At 56.6% G+C, this 21,963-nt stretch carries 18 protein-coding genes and 1 pseudogene; 12 read left to right on the top strand and 7 right to left on the bottom strand.

What is annotated here, in order from left to right:
- Window positions 1–3: 3 nt before the first annotated feature.
- A pseudogene (locus MX657_RS02935) lies at window positions 4–121 on the bottom strand (hypothetical protein).
- Between MX657_RS02935 and MX657_RS02930 the strand changes: the two are divergent.
- From MX657_RS02930 to gbpA, 5 genes are all read left to right on the top strand, one after another.
- Window positions 101–205, top strand: a complete 105-nt coding sequence (locus MX657_RS02930) for a pyrBI operon leader peptide (RefSeq protein ID WP_022646880.1) — start codon at window positions 101–103, stop codon at window positions 203–205. The pseudogene MX657_RS02935 and the gene MX657_RS02930 overlap by 21 nt on opposite strands.
- Window positions 206–239: 34 nt before the next feature.
- On the top strand, window positions 240–1,172 hold the full coding sequence (gene pyrB, locus MX657_RS02925; protein ID WP_003863368.1) for an aspartate carbamoyltransferase: 933 nt from the start codon (window positions 240–242) through the stop codon (window positions 1,170–1,172).
- A 12-nt stretch (window positions 1,173–1,184) separates the two neighbouring features.
- Window positions 1,185–1,646 carry an aspartate carbamoyltransferase regulatory subunit gene (gene pyrI, locus MX657_RS02920; protein ID WP_346807238.1) on the top strand — a complete coding sequence of 154 codons (462 nt, stop codon included), beginning with the start codon at window positions 1,185–1,187 and terminating at the stop codon, window positions 1,644–1,646.
- A 74-nt stretch (window positions 1,647–1,720) separates the two neighbouring features.
- Window positions 1,721–2,107 (top strand): 2-iminobutanoate/2-iminopropanoate deaminase, encoded by a 387-nt coding sequence (gene ridA, locus MX657_RS02915; RefSeq protein ID WP_006810315.1) that lies wholly within the window; start codon window positions 1,721–1,723, stop codon window positions 2,105–2,107.
- Between the two features lie 137 nt (window positions 2,108–2,244).
- A complete protein-coding gene (gene gbpA / locus MX657_RS02910) occupies window positions 2,245–3,696 on the top strand; it encodes an N-acetylglucosamine-binding protein GbpA (RefSeq protein ID WP_346807236.1) in 1,452 nt (483 codons plus the stop codon).
- 85 nt (window positions 3,697–3,781) lie between these two features.
- On the opposite strand, the gene MX657_RS02905 is transcribed toward gbpA, so the two are convergent.
- A complete protein-coding gene (locus MX657_RS02905; RefSeq protein WP_346807235.1) occupies window positions 3,782–6,166 on the bottom strand; it encodes a beta-N-acetylhexosaminidase in 2,385 nt (794 codons plus the stop codon).
- A gap of 202 nt (window positions 6,167–6,368) precedes the next feature.
- Entirely contained in the window at window positions 6,369–9,077 is a 2,709-nt protein-coding gene (mgtA, locus tag MX657_RS02900) for a magnesium-translocating P-type ATPase (protein ID WP_346807234.1), read from the bottom strand.
- A gap of 389 nt (window positions 9,078–9,466) precedes the next feature.
- On the opposite strand from mgtA, the gene treR reads away from it, so the two are divergent.
- Window positions 9,467–10,414 carry a trehalose operon repressor TreR gene (gene treR / locus MX657_RS02895; protein WP_119917042.1) on the top strand — a complete coding sequence of 316 codons (948 nt, stop codon included), beginning with the start codon at window positions 9,467–9,469 and terminating at the stop codon, window positions 10,412–10,414.
- 11 nt (window positions 10,415–10,425) lie between these two features.
- Here the strand turns inward: treR and MX657_RS02890 are convergent, their stop codons facing one another.
- The 3 genes from MX657_RS02890 to MX657_RS02880 are packed head-to-tail and all read right to left on the bottom strand — an operon-like array spanning window position 10,426 to window position 11,833.
- Window positions 10,426–10,905: an Hcp family type VI secretion system effector gene (locus MX657_RS02890; protein ID WP_119917041.1), complete on the bottom strand. Its 480-nt coding sequence runs from the start codon at window positions 10,903–10,905 to the stop codon at window positions 10,426–10,428.
- A gap of 44 nt (window positions 10,906–10,949) precedes the next feature.
- The gene (locus MX657_RS02885; RefSeq protein ID WP_119917040.1) at window positions 10,950–11,138 is read right to left on the bottom strand and encodes a hypothetical protein; all 189 of its coding nucleotides are present in this window, start codon (window positions 11,136–11,138) and stop codon (window positions 10,950–10,952) included.
- A 2-nt stretch (window positions 11,139–11,140) separates the two neighbouring features.
- Window positions 11,141–11,833: a hypothetical protein gene (locus tag MX657_RS02880; protein WP_333017173.1), complete on the bottom strand. Its 693-nt coding sequence runs from the start codon at window positions 11,831–11,833 to the stop codon at window positions 11,141–11,143.
- Between the two features lie 386 nt (window positions 11,834–12,219).
- Here MX657_RS02880 and treB point away from each other — a divergent pair, with 386 nt between their 5' ends.
- From treB to MX657_RS02865, 3 genes are all read left to right on the top strand, one after another.
- Window positions 12,220–13,638, top strand: coding sequence for a PTS trehalose transporter subunit IIBC (gene treB / locus MX657_RS02875; RefSeq protein WP_346808524.1), 1,419 nt, complete (start codon window positions 12,220–12,222; stop codon window positions 13,636–13,638).
- 51 nt (window positions 13,639–13,689) lie between these two features.
- Window positions 13,690–15,345, top strand: a complete 1,656-nt coding sequence (gene treC, locus MX657_RS02870; protein ID WP_346807231.1) for an alpha,alpha-phosphotrehalase — start codon at window positions 13,690–13,692, stop codon at window positions 15,343–15,345.
- Window positions 15,346–15,480: 135 nt separating this feature from the next.
- Window positions 15,481–16,227, top strand: a complete 747-nt coding sequence (locus MX657_RS02865; RefSeq protein ID WP_080328850.1) for an oligogalacturonate-specific porin KdgM family protein — start codon at window positions 15,481–15,483, stop codon at window positions 16,225–16,227.
- Window positions 16,228–16,235: 8 nt separating this feature from the next.
- Here MX657_RS02865 and MX657_RS02860 read toward each other — a convergent pair whose 3' ends face one another.
- The gene (locus MX657_RS02860; RefSeq protein ID WP_265195171.1) at window positions 16,236–16,895 is read right to left on the bottom strand and encodes a MurR/RpiR family transcriptional regulator; all 660 of its coding nucleotides are present in this window, start codon (window positions 16,893–16,895) and stop codon (window positions 16,236–16,238) included.
- 179 nt (window positions 16,896–17,074) lie between these two features.
- Here MX657_RS02860 and MX657_RS02855 point away from each other — a divergent pair, with 179 nt between their 5' ends.
- From MX657_RS02855 to MX657_RS02845, 3 genes are read left to right on the top strand one after another with little or no spacing between them, the layout of a single operon-like run.
- Window positions 17,075–18,472, top strand: a complete 1,398-nt coding sequence (locus tag MX657_RS02855; protein WP_346807229.1) for a PTS fructose transporter subunit IIC — start codon at window positions 17,075–17,077, stop codon at window positions 18,470–18,472.
- Between the two features lie 10 nt (window positions 18,473–18,482).
- Window positions 18,483–21,080, top strand: a complete 2,598-nt coding sequence (locus tag MX657_RS02850) for a glycoside hydrolase family 38 C-terminal domain-containing protein (protein WP_346807228.1) — start codon at window positions 18,483–18,485, stop codon at window positions 21,078–21,080.
- 1 nt (window position 21,081) lies between these two features.
- Window positions 21,082–21,654 (top strand): fructose PTS transporter subunit IIA, encoded by a 573-nt coding sequence (locus tag MX657_RS02845; RefSeq protein ID WP_346807227.1) that lies wholly within the window; start codon window positions 21,082–21,084, stop codon window positions 21,652–21,654.
- The last annotated feature ends 309 nt before the right edge of the window (window positions 21,655–21,963 follow it).

Here is a 21,963-nt window from a genome sequence, read left to right as displayed (position 1 = left end):
TATTCATAAAGAACCGTTTGCATTGAGTAAAGCGTGCATTAAATCGCTTGATCCGCATAACGAGCTGCGTATAATGCCCGACAATTTGCCGGGAGGAAGCATGGTCAAGCGTGTACGACATAACGTCTTACCGCGTCTGAAATCAGACGCTGGCCTGCCGTTTTTCTTCCCGTTGCTAAACCTATTCCCAGAGCCCCTCATTTGAGGGGCTTTTTTTTGCCCGGCGTCAGGAGATAAACATGAATCCGCTTTATCAAAAACACATCATTTCCATAAACGACCTCAGCCGCGAAGAGCTGGAACTGGTTCTGGAAACCGCGGCAAAACTGAAGGCCAATCCGCAACCGGAGCTGCTGAAGCACAAGGTGATTGCGAGCTGCTTCTTTGAAGCTTCGACCCGCACGCGCCTCTCCTTTGAAACCTCCATGCACCGCCTGGGCGCGAGCGTGGTGGGCTTCTCGGACAGCAGCAACACGTCGCTGGGCAAAAAAGGCGAGACCCTGGCGGATACCATTTCAGTGATTAGCACCTACGTTGACGCGATTGTGATGCGCCACCCGCAGGAGGGCGCGGCGCGTCTGGCGACCGAGTTTTCCGGCGGCATTCCGGTGCTGAACGCCGGTGACGGTGCCAACCAGCACCCGACCCAGACCCTGCTGGATCTGTTCACCATTCAGGAAACCCAGGGCACGCTTGAGAACCTGAACATCGCCATGGTCGGCGACCTTAAGTACGGCCGCACCGTCCACTCCCTGACCCAGGCGCTGGCGAAATTTAACGGTAACCGCTTCTTCTTCATCGCCCCGGACGCGCTGGCGATGCCGCAGTACATTCTCGACATGCTGGACGAGAAAGGCATTGCGTGGAGCCTGCACGCCAGCATCGAAGAGGTGATGGGCAACGTGGATATTCTCTACATGACCCGCGTGCAGAAAGAGCGTCTGGATCCGTCCGAATACGCCAACGTGAAGGCGCAGTTCGTCCTGCGCGCCAGCGACCTTGAGGGCGCGCGCGACAATATGAAGGTGCTGCACCCGCTGCCGCGCATCGATGAGATCACCACCGACGTGGACAAAACGCCGCACGCCTGGTACTTCCAGCAGGCCGGAAACGGCATCTTCGCCCGCCAGGCGTTACTGGCACTGGTTCTGAATCGCGAATTGGCACTGTAAGGGGAAACGACAATGACACACGATAACAAACTCCAGGTTGAAGCCATCAAGCGTGGCACCGTGATTGACCACATCCCTGCGCAGGTCGGCTTTAAGCTGCTGACGCTGTTCAAACTGACCGAAACCGACCAGCGCATCACCATCGGCCTGAACCTGCCGTCCGGCGAAATGGGACGCAAAGATCTGATCAAGATCGAGAACACCTTCCTGACCGACGAGCAGGTTAACCAGCTGTCGCTGTACGCGCCGGAGGCCACCGTTAACCGCATCGATGATTACGACGTGGTGGGCAAATCTCGCCCGAGCCTGCCGGATCGCATCGAAAGCGTGCTGGTCTGCCCGAACAGCAACTGCATCAGTCATGCTGAGCCGGTTCCCTCCAGTTTTGCAGTGAAAAAACGCGCCAATGACATCGCGCTCAAATGCAAATACTGCGAAAAAGAGTTTTCTCATTATGTGGTGCTGGCCAACTAATTGAGGTTGGTAAAGGATCCCGGCCTCCCTATAATGGCCGGGAACATTTAATCAGCTGTTATTCTGGAGAAATCATGACCAAAGTACTCGCGACGGAAAATGCACCAGCGGCTATCGGCCCCTACGTTCAGGGCGTTGATCTGGGCAGCATGATCATCACCTCTGGCCAGATCCCGGTGAACCCAAAAACCGGAGAAGTGCCAGCCGACGTAGCGGCGCAGGCGCGTCAGTCGCTGGAAAACGTGCAGGCTATCGTTGAATCTGCCGGTCTGAAGGTGGGCGACATCGTGAAAACGACCGTTTTCGTGAAAGATCTGAATGACTTCGCGACCGTTAACGCCACTTACGAAGCCTTCTTCACCGAGCATAACGCCTCCTTCCCGGCGCGCTCCTGTGTTGAAGTAGCTCGTCTGCCAAAAGACGTGAAAATTGAAATTGAAGCGATTGCCGTACGTCGCTAATTTATTTCAATAAAGAGAAGGCAGCTCAGGCTGCCTTTTTTATTTCGACCATTTTTACTCTCTTCAGGAAATGACGCTTCCCCTACTCCATTAATAGACTGACGCTGCCTTGTTATATTCTAATTAATGGATGAAGAATGAAACTCTCTAAAATTGCGCTGGCCGTTGCCACATTAACGGTGGCGTCTTCCGCACTTGCACACGGATATATAGAATCCCCCGCCAGCCGCGCTTATATGTGTAAGCTCGGCCAGAATATTGATTGTGGCTCCGTCCAGTACGAACCGCAGAGCGTAGAAAAGGCCTCCGGCTTCCCGACCGGCGCGATGCCGCCTGACGGCCAGCTCGCCAGCGCAGGCATTGCCAACTACTCCCAGCTTGATAAGCAGAGCCTGAACGCCTGGTCCAAAAGCCCCATGACGGCAGGCCCGCATGAATTTGTCTGGCACCATACCGCGCCGCATAAAACCACCAACTGGCGTTATTACATCACCAAACAAAACTGGGACCCAAATAAGCCGCTGACCCGCGACCAGTTTGAATTAACGCCGTTCTGTACTATTAACGGGAATGGTCAGGCACCGGCGATGACAAAATCCATGACCTGTAACGTCCCGGAACGTACGGGCTATCAGGTTATTTATGGCGTATGGGAAATTGCGGATACCGCAAACAGTTTTTATCAGGCCATTGACGTAGATTTCGGTAACGGCGGCAACGTGACCCCGGACGACACGCCTGCGGTGGTGTCCGAGTGGAGCAAAACGCTGAGCGGACAGATTGCCGGGAATAACCTGAACGCAGGCGATAAAGTCATTGCACGCTTCTTCGATGCCAACGGCGAAATTGCCGCTCTGCGCACCGAGATGACTATTAGTTCGGCTGCCCAGGGAGATGCGAACCAGTGGGCATACGATCTGGCGCAGAAGATCAACGCCGCGCACAGCGACGTGCGCGTCGGGGTAAAGGATGAAGCGGGTGAAATCAGCCCGGTCCACGGCGCGAACAGCGTCTTCGTCAAAGACGGCAGTACCCTGCAGTCCGTTGCGATCTCGTACGAAGAGCAGAAAGCGGAAGTGCATGAAACCATTGCCGTTTCTAATCTGCAGTACAGCAAAATCGAGAACGGCAAGGCAACCGTCACCTTCCACGTGAACACCAAAGGCGACGTGAACCTTGAAGCACACGTAATGAACCACAGCGGTGCGGAAAAAGGGTATCTGAAACAGGACATGAACAACGCCAACCAGGACGTGACCATGACCCTGAATGACGTGACGTCGGGCCACCACATGCTGAAATACTACGCGACCAATAAAGACGGCACCCTGTTCGCCCAGGACGTGCTGAACCTGATGCTGGAAGGCGGTTCAGCCGCAGATGGCACCGGTCAGCATGACTTTATCTTCCCGGACGGCATTGCGTCCTACAAAGCGGGCACCGTGGTGTTACAGCCTAAAGACGGTAAGACCTACGAATGTAAGCCATTCCCGTACAGCGGCTACTGCGTGCAGTGGAGCAAGTTTGCAACCCAGTTTGAGCCAGGCGTTGGCGCACACTGGAAAGAGGCGTGGGTGTTGAAAAACTGAGTTGCCTTTGCGCCCGGCGGCACTTCGTTTGCCGGGCCTAAACGTCACGTAGGCCCGGTAAGCGTAGCGCCACCGGGCGCTTTTGTTACTGATTCCGCGTCGCGCGCAGCAGCGTCTCCAGCGGATATACCGCCGCAATCACCACCTCGTCCTGAACCTTCGCCGCGTTATCCAGCTCGCTCTGAATCGACGCGATCTCTTTATCGTCCAGCGTGCCCTGACGCGCCACCAGGTCGGTGAGCCGCAGGCCAATCGACGAAAGCTTATCGATTTCCTGAATCACCGGCTTGATCGCTTTCAGCTGATAGCTGTTTTCGCTTAGCGCCAGCGCGTCGCTGGTGTTGCTCTGCCAGCGGTTGAAGACGTGGCGCAGCGCGTCGGCGCTTTCCGTGTCTTCCGCGTCGCTCACCAGGCGGTCCGCCCACTTGTGCATCTGGCGCACGGTGGCGCTTTCAGCGTTAAGCGCATCTGCAAGTCTGTTAAGCGGCTCAAACTGATGATAGTTTCCGGCCTGGAACTTCAGGTGCTGACGGGTGTAATACTGGGCCGGTTCAAGCGCCTGCGCGAGGATTTGCAGCGGCAGGGTGTCCGCATTGTTAGCAAGGCGCGTGAACTGCACCTGCTGCTGGGTATGCTGCTGCAGCCCGACGGACACCGTCGACCAGCTGTCCATCGCCTGCAGGCGAGTATACATGTTGTCGACGTCATTAACGTCCTGCGCGGACCACAGCCGCTCCGACACCGCAAAGGCGCGCGGCCACAGGCGGATATCCAGCACCGGCGCAACCACGTTCTCCGCCCACAGCGCGGCTTCGCCGCCGAGCAGGTTGGCCTGATTCACCACGTCCGGCACCACCGGCGCAATGCCTTTCGGCACCTCGTCCAGACGCGTGCCGCTAATCGGGTAACGCGCATTCCCCACCAGGAAATAGCCGGTGAGTTTGTCGTTATCAACATTGACCACCGGGCGCGTTTCGCCCATCCAGGTGTCGACGGTAAAGGTAACCTGGTTGTCGTCGCGCCACTGAATGTTATCCACCGCGCGGCGGGATTTCCCGGCAAAATCAATAAATCCGCGCCAGCCGGCATCCCCTTTTACCAGCGTAAAGCTCCCCTCTACCGGCTTGCCCTTCAGTCGCGGCATGGAGAAGGCCCAGCTCTGGGCGCTGTCGGTATCCGCGATCACATCCACACCGTTTAAGCCCTGCGGGACGATTTCGTTGCGGTAGTGATAGGCGGTGGATTGCGGCTGGTCGAGGTAGAAACCAGTAGAGAGAATGCCTTTGTAGCCGTTCTGCGCCACCTGCCCCAGCGCGTCCTGCCCCTGCCAGGACTGGATCAGAATGCTTTTCGGCAGGTCGGGATGGTAGATCTCGTCCCAGCCGACCATCTGCCGGTGGTGCTTCTCAAGGATCGTCTCCAGCTTGCGGTTGAAATACGCCTGCAGCGCGTGGCTGTCCGCCAGCCTGTTGTCGCGCATGAAATTCTGGATCGCCGGGTTCGCTTTCCACTGGCTGTCGTCCACCTCATCGCCGCCGATGTGCAGATACGGATCCGGGAAGATCGCCGCCAGTTCGCTCACCATCGCGTCGGCAAAGGCGTAGGTTGCCTCTTTTGTCGGATCCAGCACCGGCTTCAGCACGCCCCAGTGGCGCTCCATGCCGTACGGCCCCGGCGCGCTCATCAGCTCCGGGTAGGCCACGGCAATCGCCGAGGCGTGGCCCGGCATGTCAATTTCAGGCACCACGCGGATGCCGCGTCCGGTGGCGTATCGCACCACCTCGCGCATCTGTTCCGGGGTGTAGAACAGCCCATCGCTGGCGAGCTGCGTCAGCTTAGGGTAGCGCTTCGAGCTGAAGCGCCAGCCCTGATCGTCGGTCAGATGCCAGTGCAGGACGTTGAGCTTCGCCGCGGCCATGCCGTCGATCTGGCGCTTGATATCCGGCAGCGGGATAAAGTGGCGCGCCGAGTCGAGCAGCAGCCCGCGCCACGGGAAGCGCGGCGAATCTTCAATGGTGACCCACGGCAGCGAGGTGTTTTCCGCGCCGTTCTGCATCAGCTGGAGCAGCGTTTCCATGCCGCGCAGCGCGCCAAAGCGGGTGTTGGCGGAGATGTTTACGCCGTTGGCATCCACCGTGAGCTTGTAGCTTTCATCGCTGTCCGGCAGCGGCTGCGGCTTCACCCTTTTAGCGATGGCGATGCGGATGGTCGGTTTATCCGTTTGTTCGGCCTGCGGCTGGAGCGTCCAGCCGGTTTGCAGGGCAATGCGCTGGCGCAGGCGGTTGACGGCGTCACCGAGATCGTCCCCGCTGACGCTGATGGAAATTTTATCGTTAAGCACCAGCGCGCCCTGGGTTGTCGGGCGTTCAACCTTCGCGGGCCAGGGCATTAAGGGGAGATCGCCTGCCGGGGCGGCAAAGGCAGAGGCGCCGAGCATCAGCCCGGCGGTTAAGAGACTGTACCGTAACATGAATGTTCCTTATCTGACGGGCCAAATAAAGGCAAAACATTCTGTTAACATGCGCTCAAATTGTCGTCAAGCGAATGCGCCGACGGAGATCACAGGTTGTTGAATTTGGGAGGAAAGCTATTGCCCGGTGGCGCTGCGCTTACCGGGCCTACGTTTCGTGAGTAGGCCGGGTAAGGCGAAGCCGCCACCCGGCAAACATAACTTACTGCCACCCATACCGACGCGCATAAATGCCTTTCACCATCTGCGTCAGCACCATGTAGCCCGCGAGGATCGCCACCAGCCACGGGAAGTAGCTCAGCGGCAGCGCCTGAAGCTGCAGGTAGCCTGCCAGCGGCGAGAACGGCAGCGCGATGCCCAGCGCCATCACAATGCCCGTCATTACAATCAGCGGCCAGGCGGCGCGGCTCTGGATGAACGGAATGCGGCGGGTGCGGATCATATGCACAATCAGCGTCTGCGACAGCAGCCCTACCACGAACCAACCGGACTGGAACAGCGTCTGATGCTCCGGAGTGTTAGCGTGGAACACAAACCACATCAGGCAGAAGGTCAGAATGTCGAAGATGGAGCTGATCGGCCCAAAGAACAGCATGAAGCGACCCAGATCGGCGGGGTTCCAGCGCTGCGGCTTCTGGATCTGCTCGTCGTCCACGTTATCAAACGGAATCGCCACCTGAGACACGTCGTACATCAGGTTCTGGATCAGCAGATGCAGCGGCAGCATCGGCAGGAACGGCAGGAAGGCGCTGGCCACCAGCACGCTGAAGACGTTACCGAAGTTGGAGCTGGCGGTCATTTTGATGTACTTCAGCATGTTGGCGAAGGTGCGACGCCCTTCGATGACGCCCTCCTCCAGCACCATCAGGCTCTTTTCCAGCAGGATGATATCCGCCGCCTCGCGGGCAATATCCACCGCGCCGTCCACGGAGATACCAATGTCCGCCGCACGCAGCGCGGGCGCGTCGTTGATGCCGTCGCCCATAAAGCCGACCACGTGCCCTTCACGACGCAGCAGGGTAACGATGCGCTCTTTGTGCATCGGCGTCAGGCGGGCAAACAGCGTCGTGCGCTGGGCAAGCTGCGCCAGTTCGTCGTCGGTGAGGTGCTCAATGTCGCTCCCCACCACCACGTCGCCCGCGTCCAGCCCCACTTCGTGACACACTTTAGCCGCCACCAGCTCGCTGTCGCCGGTCAGGATTTTGACGGTGATGCCGCTCGCCTTGAGCGCTTTTAAAGCCGGCGCGGTGGTCTCTTTCGGCGGATCGAGGAATGCGATGTAACCCTCGAGGATCAAATCGGATTCGTCGATACGCTGATAGTCCCCCTCGCGCGCGGGCAGGAACTTGCTGGCTACCGCCACCACGCGCAGCCCCTGACGGTTCAGGTTGTCGGTCACGCGCTTGATGCGGCGCAGCATGGTCTCGTCCAGTGGGACGATCTCGCCGTTATGCCGCACCTGCGTGGAGACGTTCAGGATCTCCTGCAGCGCGCCTTTGCAGATCAGCTGATGCACGTCCTGCTGCTCGCTCACCACCACCGACATACGGCGGCGCTCAAAGTCGAACGGGATTTCGTCCACCTTCTGCCAGCGGCCGGAGAGAGTGCGAGCAGACTCCTCGTCCACGCCTTCCAGCACCGCCACATCGAGCAGGTTTTTCAGTCCGGTCTGGTAGTGGCTGTTCAGCCACGCGCTGTGCAGCACGCGCTCGCTGGTTTTACCGGCGATGTCGGTGTGGTTCTCCAGCACGATTTTGTCCTGGGTCAGTGTGCCGGTTTTATCGGTGCAGAGAATGTCCATCGCGCCAAAGTTCTGAATGGCGTCGAGGTGTTTAACAATCACCTTTTGCTTCGACAGTTTTACCGCCCCGCGCGCCAGCGTGGAGGTGACAATCATCGGCAGCATTTCCGGCGTCAGGCCGACAGCGACGGAGAGCGCAAACAGCGCCGCCTCCCACCAGTCGCCCTTGGTGTAGCCGTTGATCAGTAGCACGATCGGCGTCATCACCATCATAAAGCGGATCAGCAGCATGCTGACGCGGCCAATCCCTTTCTGGAAGGCGTTCGGCTCGCTCTCCTGCTCGCTGACGCGCCCGGCAAGCTGTCCAAACCAGGTGTTGCCCCCGGTGGCGGTGACAATCGCCTGCGCCGTACCGCTGACCACCGTGGTGCCCATAAAGCACAGGGTATCGCACTCGAGCGGGTTCATCTGCTGCGGGTCGCGGCTGCGCGCCACCTTTTCAACGGGCAGGGATTCCCCGGTCAGAGAGGCCTGCGCCACGAACAGATCCCGCGCCTGGATGATGCGTAAATCCGCCGGGATCATGTCTCCCGCCGCCAGCTTCACCAGATCGCCCGGCACCAGCTGGTCGATAGGCAGCTCCACCCAGGCGTTTTCGCCGAGATCGTTAATCACGCGCGAGACGGTCGCGGTGTTGCTGACCATTGCCTTCAGGGCGTCCGCCGCTTTGGTGGAGCGGGCCTCCTGAATGAAGTTCAGCAGCGTGGAGATGCCCACCATCAGGGCAATCACGCCCGCGGCGAACAGATCTTCCGTCGCGTAGGAGATGATGCCGAGCACGGTCAGCAGCAGGTTGAACGGGTTGCGGTAGCAGAGCCACAGGTGCACCCACCACGGAGAGGGCTTCTGCGCCGGGATCTGGTTATCGCCGTGCACGGCGCGGATTTTTTCCACTTCAGACGCGTTCAGCCCTTCCGGGTGACCGCCAAAGGCGCGCCAGACTTCGTTTTCATCCATCGCCGCCACGTTCAGGCAGCGTTCGGTCAGGGACGCGGGGATCGCCGCCCCCGCCATGTTTTTGGCATTGGGCAGCGGGTCACGCTGAACAAGACGGTGTGGCAGGTGGCGACTCAGCAGCGCCTGCAGCTGCCGGGTGATATTTTTAAACATAGACATTCCTCCGCATCCGCAGGGCGGACGCAGCATTCCCTTCAGGCGTGGCAAAGCCGTACCTGTCAGGCACTTAATTTTTCAAGCAGGAACGTTTAGGACGTTGCTGCCTCACATACCGGTGAGACAGCAAAAGCTGGCTTACCGGAAAGAACGTGGTCTCCCGTTCAGGAGAGGTGTGGGATCGGGATCCATAAAGCCTCCGGTAAGTAAAAAAACAGGGTGTCGCCGCGCAGTATAAGGATTTAAGCGTACCCTTTGTGACGATTCGGGCGGTATTATACGCGCCTGCAAATAAACAGTACGTAAACCAGACTTTGCCCATAGCGAAATCGCGCTATAGCATTAGGCTCAATTGACCATTTTGTCGTTGTTACAGGGAAAACAGCATGCAGAACCGCCTTACGATTAAAGACATCGCGCGTTTAAGCGGCGTGGGGAAATCCACCGTGTCGCGCGTGCTGAACAACGAAAGTGGTGTCAGCGAACGCACCCGCGAACGCGTTGAGGCGGTTATGAATCAGCACGGTTTTTCCCCTTCCCGCTCCGCACGCGCCATGCGCGGGCAGAGTGACAAGGTGGTCGCCATTATTGTTTCGCGTCTGGATTCCCTGTCAGAAAACCTCGCCGTGCAGACCATGCTGCCCGCCTTCTACGAGCAGGGCTATGACCCGATCATGATGGAGAGTCAGTTCTCGCCACAGCTGGTGGAAGAACATCTCGGCATGCTCCAGCGGCGCAACATTGACGGCGTGGTGCTGTTTGGTTTTACCGGTATTAATGAGGAGATGCTGAAACCCTGGCAGCCGTCTCTGGTGCTGCTGGCGCGCGATGCCAGCGGGTTTGCCTCCGTCTGTTATGACGACGAAGGGGCGATTATCACCCTGATGCAGCGTCTGTACGAAGACGGCCACCGCCACATCAGCTATCTGGGCGTGCCGCACGCGGACGTCACTACCGGCAAGCGTCGCCATGAGGCCTACCTGACCTTTTGCAAAAACCACAACCTTTCCGCCGTGGCCTCCCTGCCGGGGCTCGGCATGAAGCAGGGCTACGAGCAGGTCGCCAGCGTCCTGACGCCGCAGACCACCGCGCTGGTGTGCGCCACGGATACCCTGGCGCTGGGTGCCAGTAAATTTCTGCAGGAGCAGCGCATTGATAACCTGCAGGTGGCAAGCGTCGGCAGCACGCCGCTGATGAAGTTCCTGCACCCGGAGATCCTCACCGTTGACCCGGGCTACGCCGAGTCCGGCAGACAGGCCGCTGCGCAGCTGATCGAGCAGATCAACGGGCGGATCGAACCGCGCCAGATCGTGATTCCTGCCCGTCTCTCTTAGCTCGTTAGTTATCATCTGCAGCAGAGATCGTTCCATGAATCACGGTAGATAATATTGCCTTCCATGTGCTTCCATGTGATCGCCTCATAACGCAATTCAAGCGTTTCAAGGTGGGTACTACTCATGCCGCCAGGAGAAAGGTATGGCGCGACCGTGGTGAACTTAACGTTTTCCAAAATGATATTGAAATACTCGGACTCGATTCCTGCCTCCAGAAGACGGTACATTTTAATTGTCGCTTTCTTCATGGTTCGCCCTTCGCACACCGCGCGGTACAGAAGTGGGGTAGTCTGATCAAATTCTTTAACTATGGTGATAGGGCGATGAACACGCGTTCCGGTGAGTTTTCCCCAGCTTGGATCAACAGGAATGGTTACCCCGTGGGAAAATGATTTTAACTCAATAGAACCCAGCCGAAGTGGCATTATACAGCTACCAATTACCGGCGAGCCGTTCTCATCTTCAAGCCATAAATGTGCAGGAGTAGACATGTCATATCCTTATTGGTGGGTATCAATATTAGGAAGCTCAGCATTTACCATTTCACATAACGACCAAAAATAATCATTACGACAACAAAGAAAACACCAATAGGCCAGACTGGGCTTCCCGGGGAAAAATGCGCCTGAATCAGGGCAAATAGAATTGTTAACGCCGTTGGGCCATAGATTGAAAAAAAGACTCGCCCCTGCCAGCGTAAAAAACGTTTGATGTAGTTCAACATGGCTATAAGATCATCCTGCTGATGATGTCCGCAATGTCACTATCTGATGCCCATTGCGCATCCACTGCGTGCGACCTTTTAAACACTGGCTCAATAATGAAGTAGAGCATTTCAAGTCCTTGTGCATAAAAAGCAGCGTACAAGGCGGGAAATTCGACATGCAGGCGATGAGCACTGTCAGCGGCTTTTTGCACTACCCCATAGACACCAATAAGGGCAATACCACGGGAAGCCCAGGTACCCGCAAGGGCGCTTAATTCAAGGCTGATGTTTAATCCAAGGCGAACACAGGTGGCGACAGCAAACGTAAATCCTGCTCCAGTGAGGGTGACCGATGCGACATGGACATTTACCGCCATCAGGTGCTGCTTGATATACTCTAATTGGTCTGATGTTTTATACCGGAAAATTTCCTCAAAGTAGATTCGAAGCATGTTATAGACTACATCAATACCGTTCACTACCTGATAAACAGCATCCCTGAAACGTATATCTTCAATCTGTTGTCGCTGGCAGACGTCATAATATTCATCGGTGAAGCATGAGGTGTAATACAAAAGACGTGTCGCGCCATTCCCTATGGTATCCACCTGTTTTTTGACCTGCTGGCCAACAGCCGTGACGGCATGGTCGAGTTTAAGCGCAAGAATTTTATTGGCCTGTAAATAACGGATGATTTCATTGTTTCCGTACATAAGCGCTCCATACGTGTTTCAGCAAATTGAAGCAAGCCTATGCCTGAACACAGTATTGATATTCCAACCTGATCACATTTAGGACCTGATACTTTCTTTTTAAGATAATGACCCGGAATCTCTAAAAACATTAAGTAGTTGGCTCATATAAAATCCTGGTAAATTTTCATATCTCTTCCCGGCATCCCTGCAGCTGATTGAGCAGATCAACGGGCGGATCGAACCGCGCCAGATCGTGATTCCTGCCCGTCTCTCATAACCCTCCTGAATTGTTTATTGTGATCTTCGCCCGATTTCGGGAACGTTCCCATTTTCGCCGTCACGCTGAAGGAGTAGGCTTGCGCTCAGGTCATTACCCCCTTCAACATCGGTCATGAGGTTTCATGATGAGTAAAGTCAAACAAGCAGATATCGATCGGCTGATCGTCCTGGTCGGCGGTCGCGAAAACATCGCCACCGTCAGCCATTGCATTACACGCCTGCGCTTCGTGCTGAACGATCCGGCCAAAGCCAACCCGAAGGCGATTGAAGAGCTTTCGATGGTGAAAGGCTGCTTCACCAACGCCGGACAGTTCCAGGTTGTGATTGGTACCGAAGTGGGCGATTACTATCAGGCTCTGCTGGCGACTACCGGGCACTCCTCTGCCGATAAAGAGCAGGCGAAGAAGGCCGCGCGCCAGAATATGAAGTGGCACGAGCAGCTGATCTCCCACTTCGCGGAGATCTTCTTCCCGCTGCTGCCGGCGCTGATCAGCGGAGGCTTGATTTTAGGCTTCCGTAACGTCATCGGCGATGTGCCGATGAGCGACGGCAAAACGCTGGCGCAGATGTACCCGGCGCTGCAAAGCATCTATGACTTCCTGTGGCTGATTGGCGAAGCAATCTTCTTCTATCTGCCGGTGGGGATTTGCTGGTCCGCGGTGCGCAAGATGGGCGGTACGCCGATTCTCGGTATTGTACTGGGCGTCACGCTGGTCTCTCCGCAGTTAATGAACGCTTACTTACTTGGTCAGCAGGTGCCGGAAGTGTGGAACTTCGGCCTGTTTACCATCACCAAAGTGGGCTATCAGGCGCAGGTCATCCCGGCCCTGCTGGCCGGTCTGGCGCTAGGCTTTATTGAAACGCGCCTGAAGCGCATCGTGCCGGATTACCTCTATCTGGTGGTGGTGCCGGTCTGCTCACTGATCCTGGCCGTCTTCCTGGCGCACGCTTTTATCGGTCCGTTTGGCCGCATGATTGGCGACGGCGTGGCCTTCGCGGTGCGTCACCTGATGACCGGCAGCTTCGCCCCGATTGGTGCCGCGCTGTTTGGCTTCCTCTATGCCCCGCTGGTGATCACCGGCGTGCACCAGACCACGCTGGCGATCGACATGCAGATGATTCAAAGCCTCGGCGGTACGCCTGTCTGGCCGATTATCGCCCTCTCTAACATTGCGCAGGCCTCTGCGGTGACCGGCATCATTATCGTCAGCCGTAAGCACAACGAGCGGGAGATCTCCGTTCCGGCGGCTATCTCCGCCTACCTCGGCGTGACCGAACCGGCGATGTACGGTATCAACCTGAAATACCGCTTCCCGATGCTCTGCGCGATGATCGGCTCTGGCCTGGCGGGCCTGCTGTGCGGCCTGAACGGCGTGATGGCGAACGGTATTGGCGTAGGCGGCCTGCCGGGCATCCTCTCCATCCAGCCCGCTTTCTGGCAGGTGTTTGCCCTGGCGATGGCGGTGGCGATTATCGTCCCCATGGCGCTCACCACCGTGGTTTACCAGCGTAAGTTCCGTCAGGGTACGCTGCAGATTGTTTAACTTCATCTTTCGGGGCGCAGTTGCGCCCCTTCGCATTTGCAGGAACGCACTATGAATACCCTTCCTCACTGGTGGCAGAACGGCGTCATCTACCAGATTTACCCAAAGAGTTTTCAGGACACCACCGGCAGCGGCACGGGCAATCTGCGCGGCGTAACCCAGCGGCTGGACTATCTGAAAACCCTCGGCATTGACGCCATCTGGCTGACGCCGTTTTATATCTCCCCGCAGGTGGATAACGGCTACGACGTGGCGAATTACACCGCCATCGATCCAGCCTACGGCACGCTGGATGATTTCGACGAACTGGTTACCGAAGCGCACGAACGCGGCATTCGCATCGTTCTCGATATGGTGTTTAACCACACCTCCACGCAGCACGCCTGGTTCCGCGAGTCGCTGAACAAAGCGAGCCCGTACCGCCAGTTCTACATCTGGCGCGACGGCACGCCGGAGCAGCTTCCTAACAACTGGCGCTCCAAGTTTGGCGGCAACGCCTGGCGCTGGCACGCCGAGAGCGAGCAGTATTACCTGCACCTGTTTGCGCCGGAGCAGGCGGATCTCAACTGGGAAAACCCGGCGGTGCGCGCCGAGCTGAAAAAGGTGTGCGAGTTCTGGGCCGATCGCGGCGTGGACGGCTTGCGTCTGGACGTGATCAACCTGATTTCAAAAGATCAGGACTTCCCGGACGACACCCTTGGCGACGGTCGCCGCTTCTACACTGACGGGCCGCGCATCCACGAATATCTCCAGGAGATGAGCCGCGACGTCTTTACCCCACGCAACCTGATGACGGTGGGAGAGATGTCCTCGACCTCGCTGGAGAACTGCCAGCAGTACGCGTCGCTCGACGGGCGAGAACTGTCGATGACCTTTAACTTCCACCATCTCAAGGTGGACTACCCCGGCGGTGAAAAATGGACGAAGGCGAAGCCGGACTTCGTGGCGCTGAAAACCCTTTTCCGCCACTGGCAGCAGGGGATGCACAACAAAGCCTGGAACGCGCTGTTCTGGTGTAACCACGACCAGCCGCGCATCGTGTCGCGCTTTGGCGACGAAGGGGAACACCGCGTGGCGGCGGCGAAGATGCTCGGCATGGTCCTGCACGGCATGCAGGGCACGCCGTATATTTATCAGGGTGAAGAGCTGGGGATGACCAACCCGCACTTCAGCCGCATCACCGATTATCGCGACGTGGAAAGCCTGAATATGTTCGCGGAACTGCGCGCCAGCGGCCGCGAACCGGAGGAATTGCTAGAGATTCTGGCAAGTAAATCCCGCGATAACGGGCGAACCCCAATGCAGTGGGACGCCTCACACAATGCGGGCTTTACCGAGGGCGAGCCGTGGATTGGCGTCTGTGACAACTACGAAACCGTGAACGCCCGCGCGGCGCTGGACGACCCGGATTCGGTGTTCTACACCTACCAGTCGCTGATAAGCCTGCGTAAAACCCTGCCGGTGCTGACATGGGGGGATTATGAGGATCTCCTGCCGGAACATCCTTCCCTGTGGTGCTATCGCCGCCAGTGGCAGGGGCAGACGCTGATAGTCGTGGCGAACCTGAGCCGCGAGCGCCAGCAGTGGCAGCCGGACCCGGTACAGGGAACATGGCGGGTTGCACTCAGCAACTATGAGGACGTTCCGCCCCGCCCAGATACGCTGCTCTTGCGCCCATTTGAAGCCATCTGGTGGCTGCAGGAATAAACGTCAGGAGATACAGCATGCTGTATCTCCTTTTTTTATGTTTAGCGATACGCTAAATGTACGACGATAACTTTTACAATATGCCGCACCCAAAATAAAAATAGCCTGCCAATTAAATAACCTCGGCAGGATATTATGAAAAAGACAATTATTAAAGCAACATGTATTAGCGCATTATTATTGAGCACACAGGGATGGTGCGGAAATACGTCCGTCGATCTTCGCTTTGGTCATAATACGCGCTCAGACGTAAATGATTCTCGTATTAAGGTCATGCATCAGGCAGATAACGGTTTTTACTTCTCCGTTGAAGCCGCACAAAACCACAACGACACCTTTTTTGGTGATACTGACCGATATAATCCAGACGAAAAGGGGTTAACGGAAGCGGCGCAGGAGATCGAAACGCGCTGGCGCTTCGATCTGGGCAATGGCTTCGCCGTTGCGCCTGGCATGGTGACGGTTTTCACCACCAGCAATACCCATTACCGCCCCTTCATTCAGGGCTGGAAAGCGTTTGATAACGGTCTGAACCTCTCCGCCCGCTATCGTTATAACACCGTCAATGATGCGCACAGCGACAAAGAACTCGACGGCAGCGGCTACACCCGCCGTCAGTCACACCAGTTCGACATTTGGTTCGCGTATAACATTGGCAAATTCGGTATGTCCTACAACCCGCGCTTCCGCTGGCAGGATAATGTCGATCAGGGAACCGGGGATGATACCTACTGGGAACATACCGTCGCGTTCAACTACAAGCTCGACGATGGCTGGACGCCTTATGTCGAGCTGGTATCGCTGGATAAAACCTATATCAACGATGACGGCAACCATGAAAATGATTATGCCGTACGCCTGGGGATAGTGAAGCAGCTCTGACGGCCAGACTACACCGTATCGTGCTGCAGCAGCCTGCAGCCGATACGGTCCACGGCGCTTAACAGTTCAAGCTGACCTTCCCGCTGATACAGCGAAACCGCATTAATGTCGATCGTTAACGGCCAACATAGCGTTGAGATCGACGCCAGTGTCGAGCCCTGGCGGGTAATCGCAATAATCTTCAAGCCTTTGCGCAGCGCGTTACGCGCCATTTCAACCAGCGACTGGGTCTCCCCGGATTTACTGATCAGCACCAGCGTCCCCTTCGATACCCGTGTCAGCTGGTGCATGTCATTCAAAATAAGATGCGGCAGGCTCGCCAGTGATAAAAATCGCGACAGGTAGTTGAGGCTGGTGAGCGAGGCGCCCCGTGCATACAGGTAGATATGGCTGGAATGGATGAGCAGCCTGGAGAATTCCGCCACGATATCGTCCGCCTGCGGCCCCGCGTCGGGGGCGGCAGGTGCAGGTGTAAAGTGATCGCGCAAAAAACGATACCGAAGCTCGGTATAGCTTTTATAGCCCATTTTTTTACACACACGATTAACGGATGTTGTCGTTGTAAAGGTATCACGGGCAATCTCTTTTGCCGATATATTAGAAATATTACACGCGTGATGCTGAATGTATTCAAATATCAAACGTTCACTTCCCTGGAATGAATTCATCTGTTACGCCCTGTTTAATCCCGGAATGATATTAACACAACAGAAAAATAGTCTCTGGAAGGCGCTTCACACATTGCATTTACGCGTATCACGATACGTAATTAGTATTAGCAAACATTAAAAACTGTTTTAGGTTCTCTTTATACTTCCCCTGTTTTCACATCCAGGGAATTATGACAATGACGAAACAAAAAGTTGTCGCGGTAACGGCCTGCCCGACAGGCATCGCCCACACCTTTATGGCGGCAAATAAAATTATTGCATGGGCTAAAGAGCACAATATCGAAGTAAAGGTCGAAACGCAGGGCAGTGACGGCGTCAAAAACCGCTTAACTAAACAGGATATCGCCTCCGCCACGGCCATTATTCTGGCAACCGACGTTCCCATTCAGGATGCAGAGCGTTTTGAAAACATTCCTCACCTTCAGACCCGTACGCAAGAGCTGATCAAGCATACCGATCGCTATCTGCGTCAGGCGCTGTCCATGGAAAAAAACGTCACCACTGTCGCCCACGAAGACGATCTCCCACGTTCGGCTTACCAGATTTTTATTGGTCATATCATGGCGGCCATCAGCTATATGCTGCCGGTGGTGGTGATGGGCGGGCTGATGATGGCAACGGCAAAAATTACCGGCCAGTTTATTAACATCGAACATTCGCCGTTTAGCGTGCTGGATAAAGTGGGCTTTATGACCATCAAGTTCATGTATCCGGTCTTCGCCATGTATCTGGCATTTTCCATTGCCGGTAAGCCAGCGCTGATCCCCGGGCTTATCGGCGGCATCATGTCCGATGAAGTCTACAAGCGCTTCTTTGATATCGAAGGCTTTATGCCATCCGGCTTTTTCGGTGCCATTGGCATTGGCTTTTTTGTGGGCTATCTGGTGCGCTGGCTCAATGATTCGATTCACGTCCGTCAGCAGCTCACCACCATTAAGACCATGCTGCTCGTCCCGCTGATCACCGGCATTACGCTGGTGATGGTCATGGAATACCTGATTAACCCCATTTTTGGCTCGCTTAACCAGCTGATGGTGGTCTTTTTTACCTCGGCAGGTGACACCGGGCGCGGGTTCTATTCCGCGATGATCGCCGCGGGGACCGCGTTTGACCTGGGCGGCCCGGTCAACAAGGCGGCAGGCTCGGTCGCGCTCGGCCTGAATGGCATGAGCGAGACGTTTGATTTAACCGCCCGCGAACTCTCCATCGTGATCCCCTCCATTGGCGTCGGCTTTGCAGCGTTCCTCAACGGCCGCTTTGGGCTACCGGATGTCTTCAGCCGGGAAGAGAAAACCGTCGGTAGCACCTCGTTGTTACTGGGCGTGATTGGCATCTCGGAAGGTGCGATCCCGTTCATCCTGAAAAACCCACGCCTGATCCCGGTGTTCATGACCGGCGCCGTCGCCGGTGCGCTGCTCGCCATTGCACTCGGCGTGAAGCAGACGCTGCCTCTGCCAGCGATCTGGGGCTGGCCGCTGGCAACCAACGTGGCTGGCTACCTGGCGAGCGTCTTTATTGGCGCACTGATTTGCGCCCTGGGCGTGCTTTACGTCAGCCCAAAGAACGCCAGATAAGGGGAGCGTCATGAATCAGATCCACGTCATTGCCCACACGCACTGGGATCAGGAGTGGTATTTCACCCGCCAGGACAGCATGGTGCTGGCGTCATATAACGTTGCGGACGTCATCGACACGCTGGAGCAGGACCCGGCTTACAGCTGCTATCACCTTGACGGGCAGATGGCGGTGGTGGAGGACTTTCTCGCCATCAATCCCGATTATCGCGCCCGGCTGGAAACGCTGGTCAGAGAGAAAAGGATTTTCGTGGGGCCGTGGTATACCCAGACGGACACCTACAACGTGCATGGCGAATCCATCATCCGCAACCTGAAGTATGGCATCTTCGCCGCCCGTAAGCTGGGGCACGCCATGCAGGTTGGGTATCTTCCGGATACCTTCGGCCACAATGCGCAGATGCCCACGATTTTGCAGGGCTGCAATCTCGACAACATCGTCTTCTGGCGCGGTATCGATCATGACAGACACGCCAAAAGCAGCCAGTTCCTCTGGCGCGCGCCGTCAGGGGCGACCGTTATCGCCTGCGCGATGGCGCTCGGCTATGGCGCGGCGAAAAACATGCGTCCGGAGGCCTGCCATCTGCAGGGTAAAATCTACCCGATGGTCAATCTCCTGCGCTCGCGGGCCGGAATCAATGACCTGCTCCTGCCCTGCGGCGGCGATCAGGTCAGCATCGACCCGGCGCTGCCGAAAATCCTGGAGGTTGCCAGCGCACAGTCCCCTGACCACGACCAGTACGTTATGAGCTCTCTGGAACGCTACGTCGAGATTCTGCGCGCGCAGCATGAACAGTTTGAACGCTGGGAAGGAGAGCTGAAATCGCCGCGCTACACCCGCATCCATAAAACGATCGGCTCCGTGCGCTACGATATCAAAAAGAAAAACGATGAGGTTGAGCAGTTCATCCTGCGGCAGCTTGAGCCGACCATCGCCATGGCGCGCCATCAGGGGATCCCGGTCAACCTCTCAGTGGTCGATACGCTCTGGAAAAAGCTGTTGCGAAGCCATGCCCACGACTCCATCGGCGGCTGCAACAGTGACGCCACCAACCGCGACATACTGCATCGGCTGGAGCAAACCGAACAGCTGTGCCACAGCCTGTGGAATCTGGTGGTAAAAACCCTGGCCGCCGCCTGCATTCGGGAAGGCGACCTGCTGATTATCAACCCGCTGGCCACCCCTACGCAGCGCGTGGTGAAAACCACTCTCTATAGCCGCGCTGAAAATATCGCGCTGACGTATCAGGGGCAGCCCATCCCCTTCGACATCCTGAAAAGAGACGTGTTGCCTGGCGGAACAGCGATCTCCCTTACCGCCGAAGGCGAGTGCGAAACGCCCCTTCCCCCTTACTTCCGCTGGCACGTTGCGGTGCAGACCCCGGTTCTGCCGTCGGTCGGCTATCTTAGCGTTAACGTGGAAGATAACCCTGCGCCGTTCCGCCAGCCTGAACCGATAAAGGGCGGTGAGATAGAGAATGCGCATTATCGGCTGTCGCTGGACGCCGGAACGCTTACCCTGCAGGACAAACGCAGCGGCAGACGTATTCCCTCTTTCTTTACCTTTGAAGACTGCGCGGACGCGGGCGACAGCTACGATTTCTCACCGCTTGCGGACGACGCGCCGACGCGCTGTTCGCATTTCGCGCTCGTCGACTGCCTGAAAACGCCGCTTGTCGAAAAGCTGGTCGTTGAGGCCACGATGCTGCTTCCGCAGGATCTCGCTGGTCGTCAGGAAGATACCCGAACGCCGCTATCTCTTCGTCTGGTGTGTGAATTACGCCATGACGATCCGAACCTGTATGTCGAGAGTACGCTTGAAAACAGCCACTGCGATCACCGGCTACGTGTATTGATCGGCAGCGATGTTCACACCCGTCACGCTATCGCCTCCCAGCCCTTCGCGATCATCCAGCGTGAAACGGGGTGTGCCGATGAAAACTGGCAGGAGCGCTATCGCGAGATGCCCGTGGATATCGAAACCACCGAAGGCATTATCGCTGTCGCGGAATCGGGCAAAGCGCTGATTGTGACCAGCCGCGGCATGAAGGAATTTCAGATTCTCGGCAGCGAACCGGCAGCTATTGCCCTGACGATGTTTAAATCGACGGGCGTGCTCGGACGCAGCGATCTCGACTGGCGACCGGGCCGGGCGTCGGGCATTAATAATACGGTAGTTGAGACTCCTGATGCCCAGTTGCTGAAACCGCTGCACTTTTCATTCACCGTCGCGCTGGCCGACAACGCCGACCATATCACGCTTCGCCAGCTGGAAAATCATGCGGCCGGACAGCCCTTCACCTATCAACGGCAATCGTTGCACACGCTCGATCACCGCCTAGAGCGCTTTGCGTTGCGCCTGCCCGAGCGTCAGCTTCCGGCTGAATTCTCATTATTGACCCTGCCGGAGCCGCTGGTCCTTTCTGCCTTGCCCCATGCGCAACGGTCGAATGGCAGCGTCGTCCGGGTGTTTAACGCCGGGACGCAGCCGGTTCCCGTCCCGGAAAGTCTGACAGCGCTCCGTCAGATCAACTATCTGGAAGAGCTTGTGCAGCCGGTAATGGCAATTGCCCCTTCCGCAACCTGCGATTTTTTGATGGAGGCTTAATATGAACTTGCTTGCATTGACGCATCCCGAACTGGTGTTTATCAATCCGCCACAGCGTACGCCTGAAGCATTGATCCGCTGGCTCGCCGAACCGCTCGCCGGGCAAAATATCATCAGCGATGAAGAAACGTTTATCCAGAGCGTTTTACAACGCGAAAGTGAAGGCCCTACCGCGCTGGGTGAAGCGCTCGCCGTTCCGCACGGTAAAACCGCGGCGGTGCAGCAGGCGGCGTTTTGTCTGGCGCTCTTTGACGACCCAATACGCTGGCCGGGGCTGGACGGTGATGAAGAGGTGAGAATGGTTTTCCTGCTCGCCATTCCGCCTGCGGAAGCAGGCAGTACGCATATGCAGCTCCTGACGACGCTGACCAGTTTATTGACGGAAGATCGAGTGCGCGAGCGGCTTCTGGCGGCGCGCACCCGGGAAGAGGCGATGTTCGCCCTGCGTGCTGAAGAACCTCAAAAACAGGAAGATGCTCCTGAACGCTCCCTTCTTATCCCGGTGGCGCTGGGCAGTATCGCTATCGCCGCTTTTTTGCAGGCGGGATTGAGCTGGGTCTGCAGCGTGAGTTAAACAAGCAGCGCTCAGTGCAGGCTATGCTGAGCGCTTGTTTTTGTTGAATAATTAATCAATTTTTTCATTCAGGTCTTTACAAAGGCTGAAGCGCCCGCCGTTTGTACTCTCGTCTTTTTACTTTGTTCTGCATCAAATAAATCGCAAACTTGTTTGATGCAAATCACTATATGTAGCACTTAAAATGCACGCCGACCCAACATCTTGTATTAATCGTCTACTATTCCTACAACAAGACGGCGAGCCAGCTCTCCGGAATTGTGGATAACAAATGTCGGGAACGAGGGAAGTGACTGGACTGGCTGAGGA

Origin of the sequence: Enterobacter chuandaensis (assembly GCF_039718975.1) — a bacterium.
Classification (GTDB): Bacteria; Pseudomonadota; Gammaproteobacteria; order Enterobacterales; family Enterobacteriaceae; genus Enterobacter; species Enterobacter chuandaensis.
Note: the sequence above shows the minus strand (reverse complement) of the source record. Positions and strands in the feature narration are given on the sequence as shown.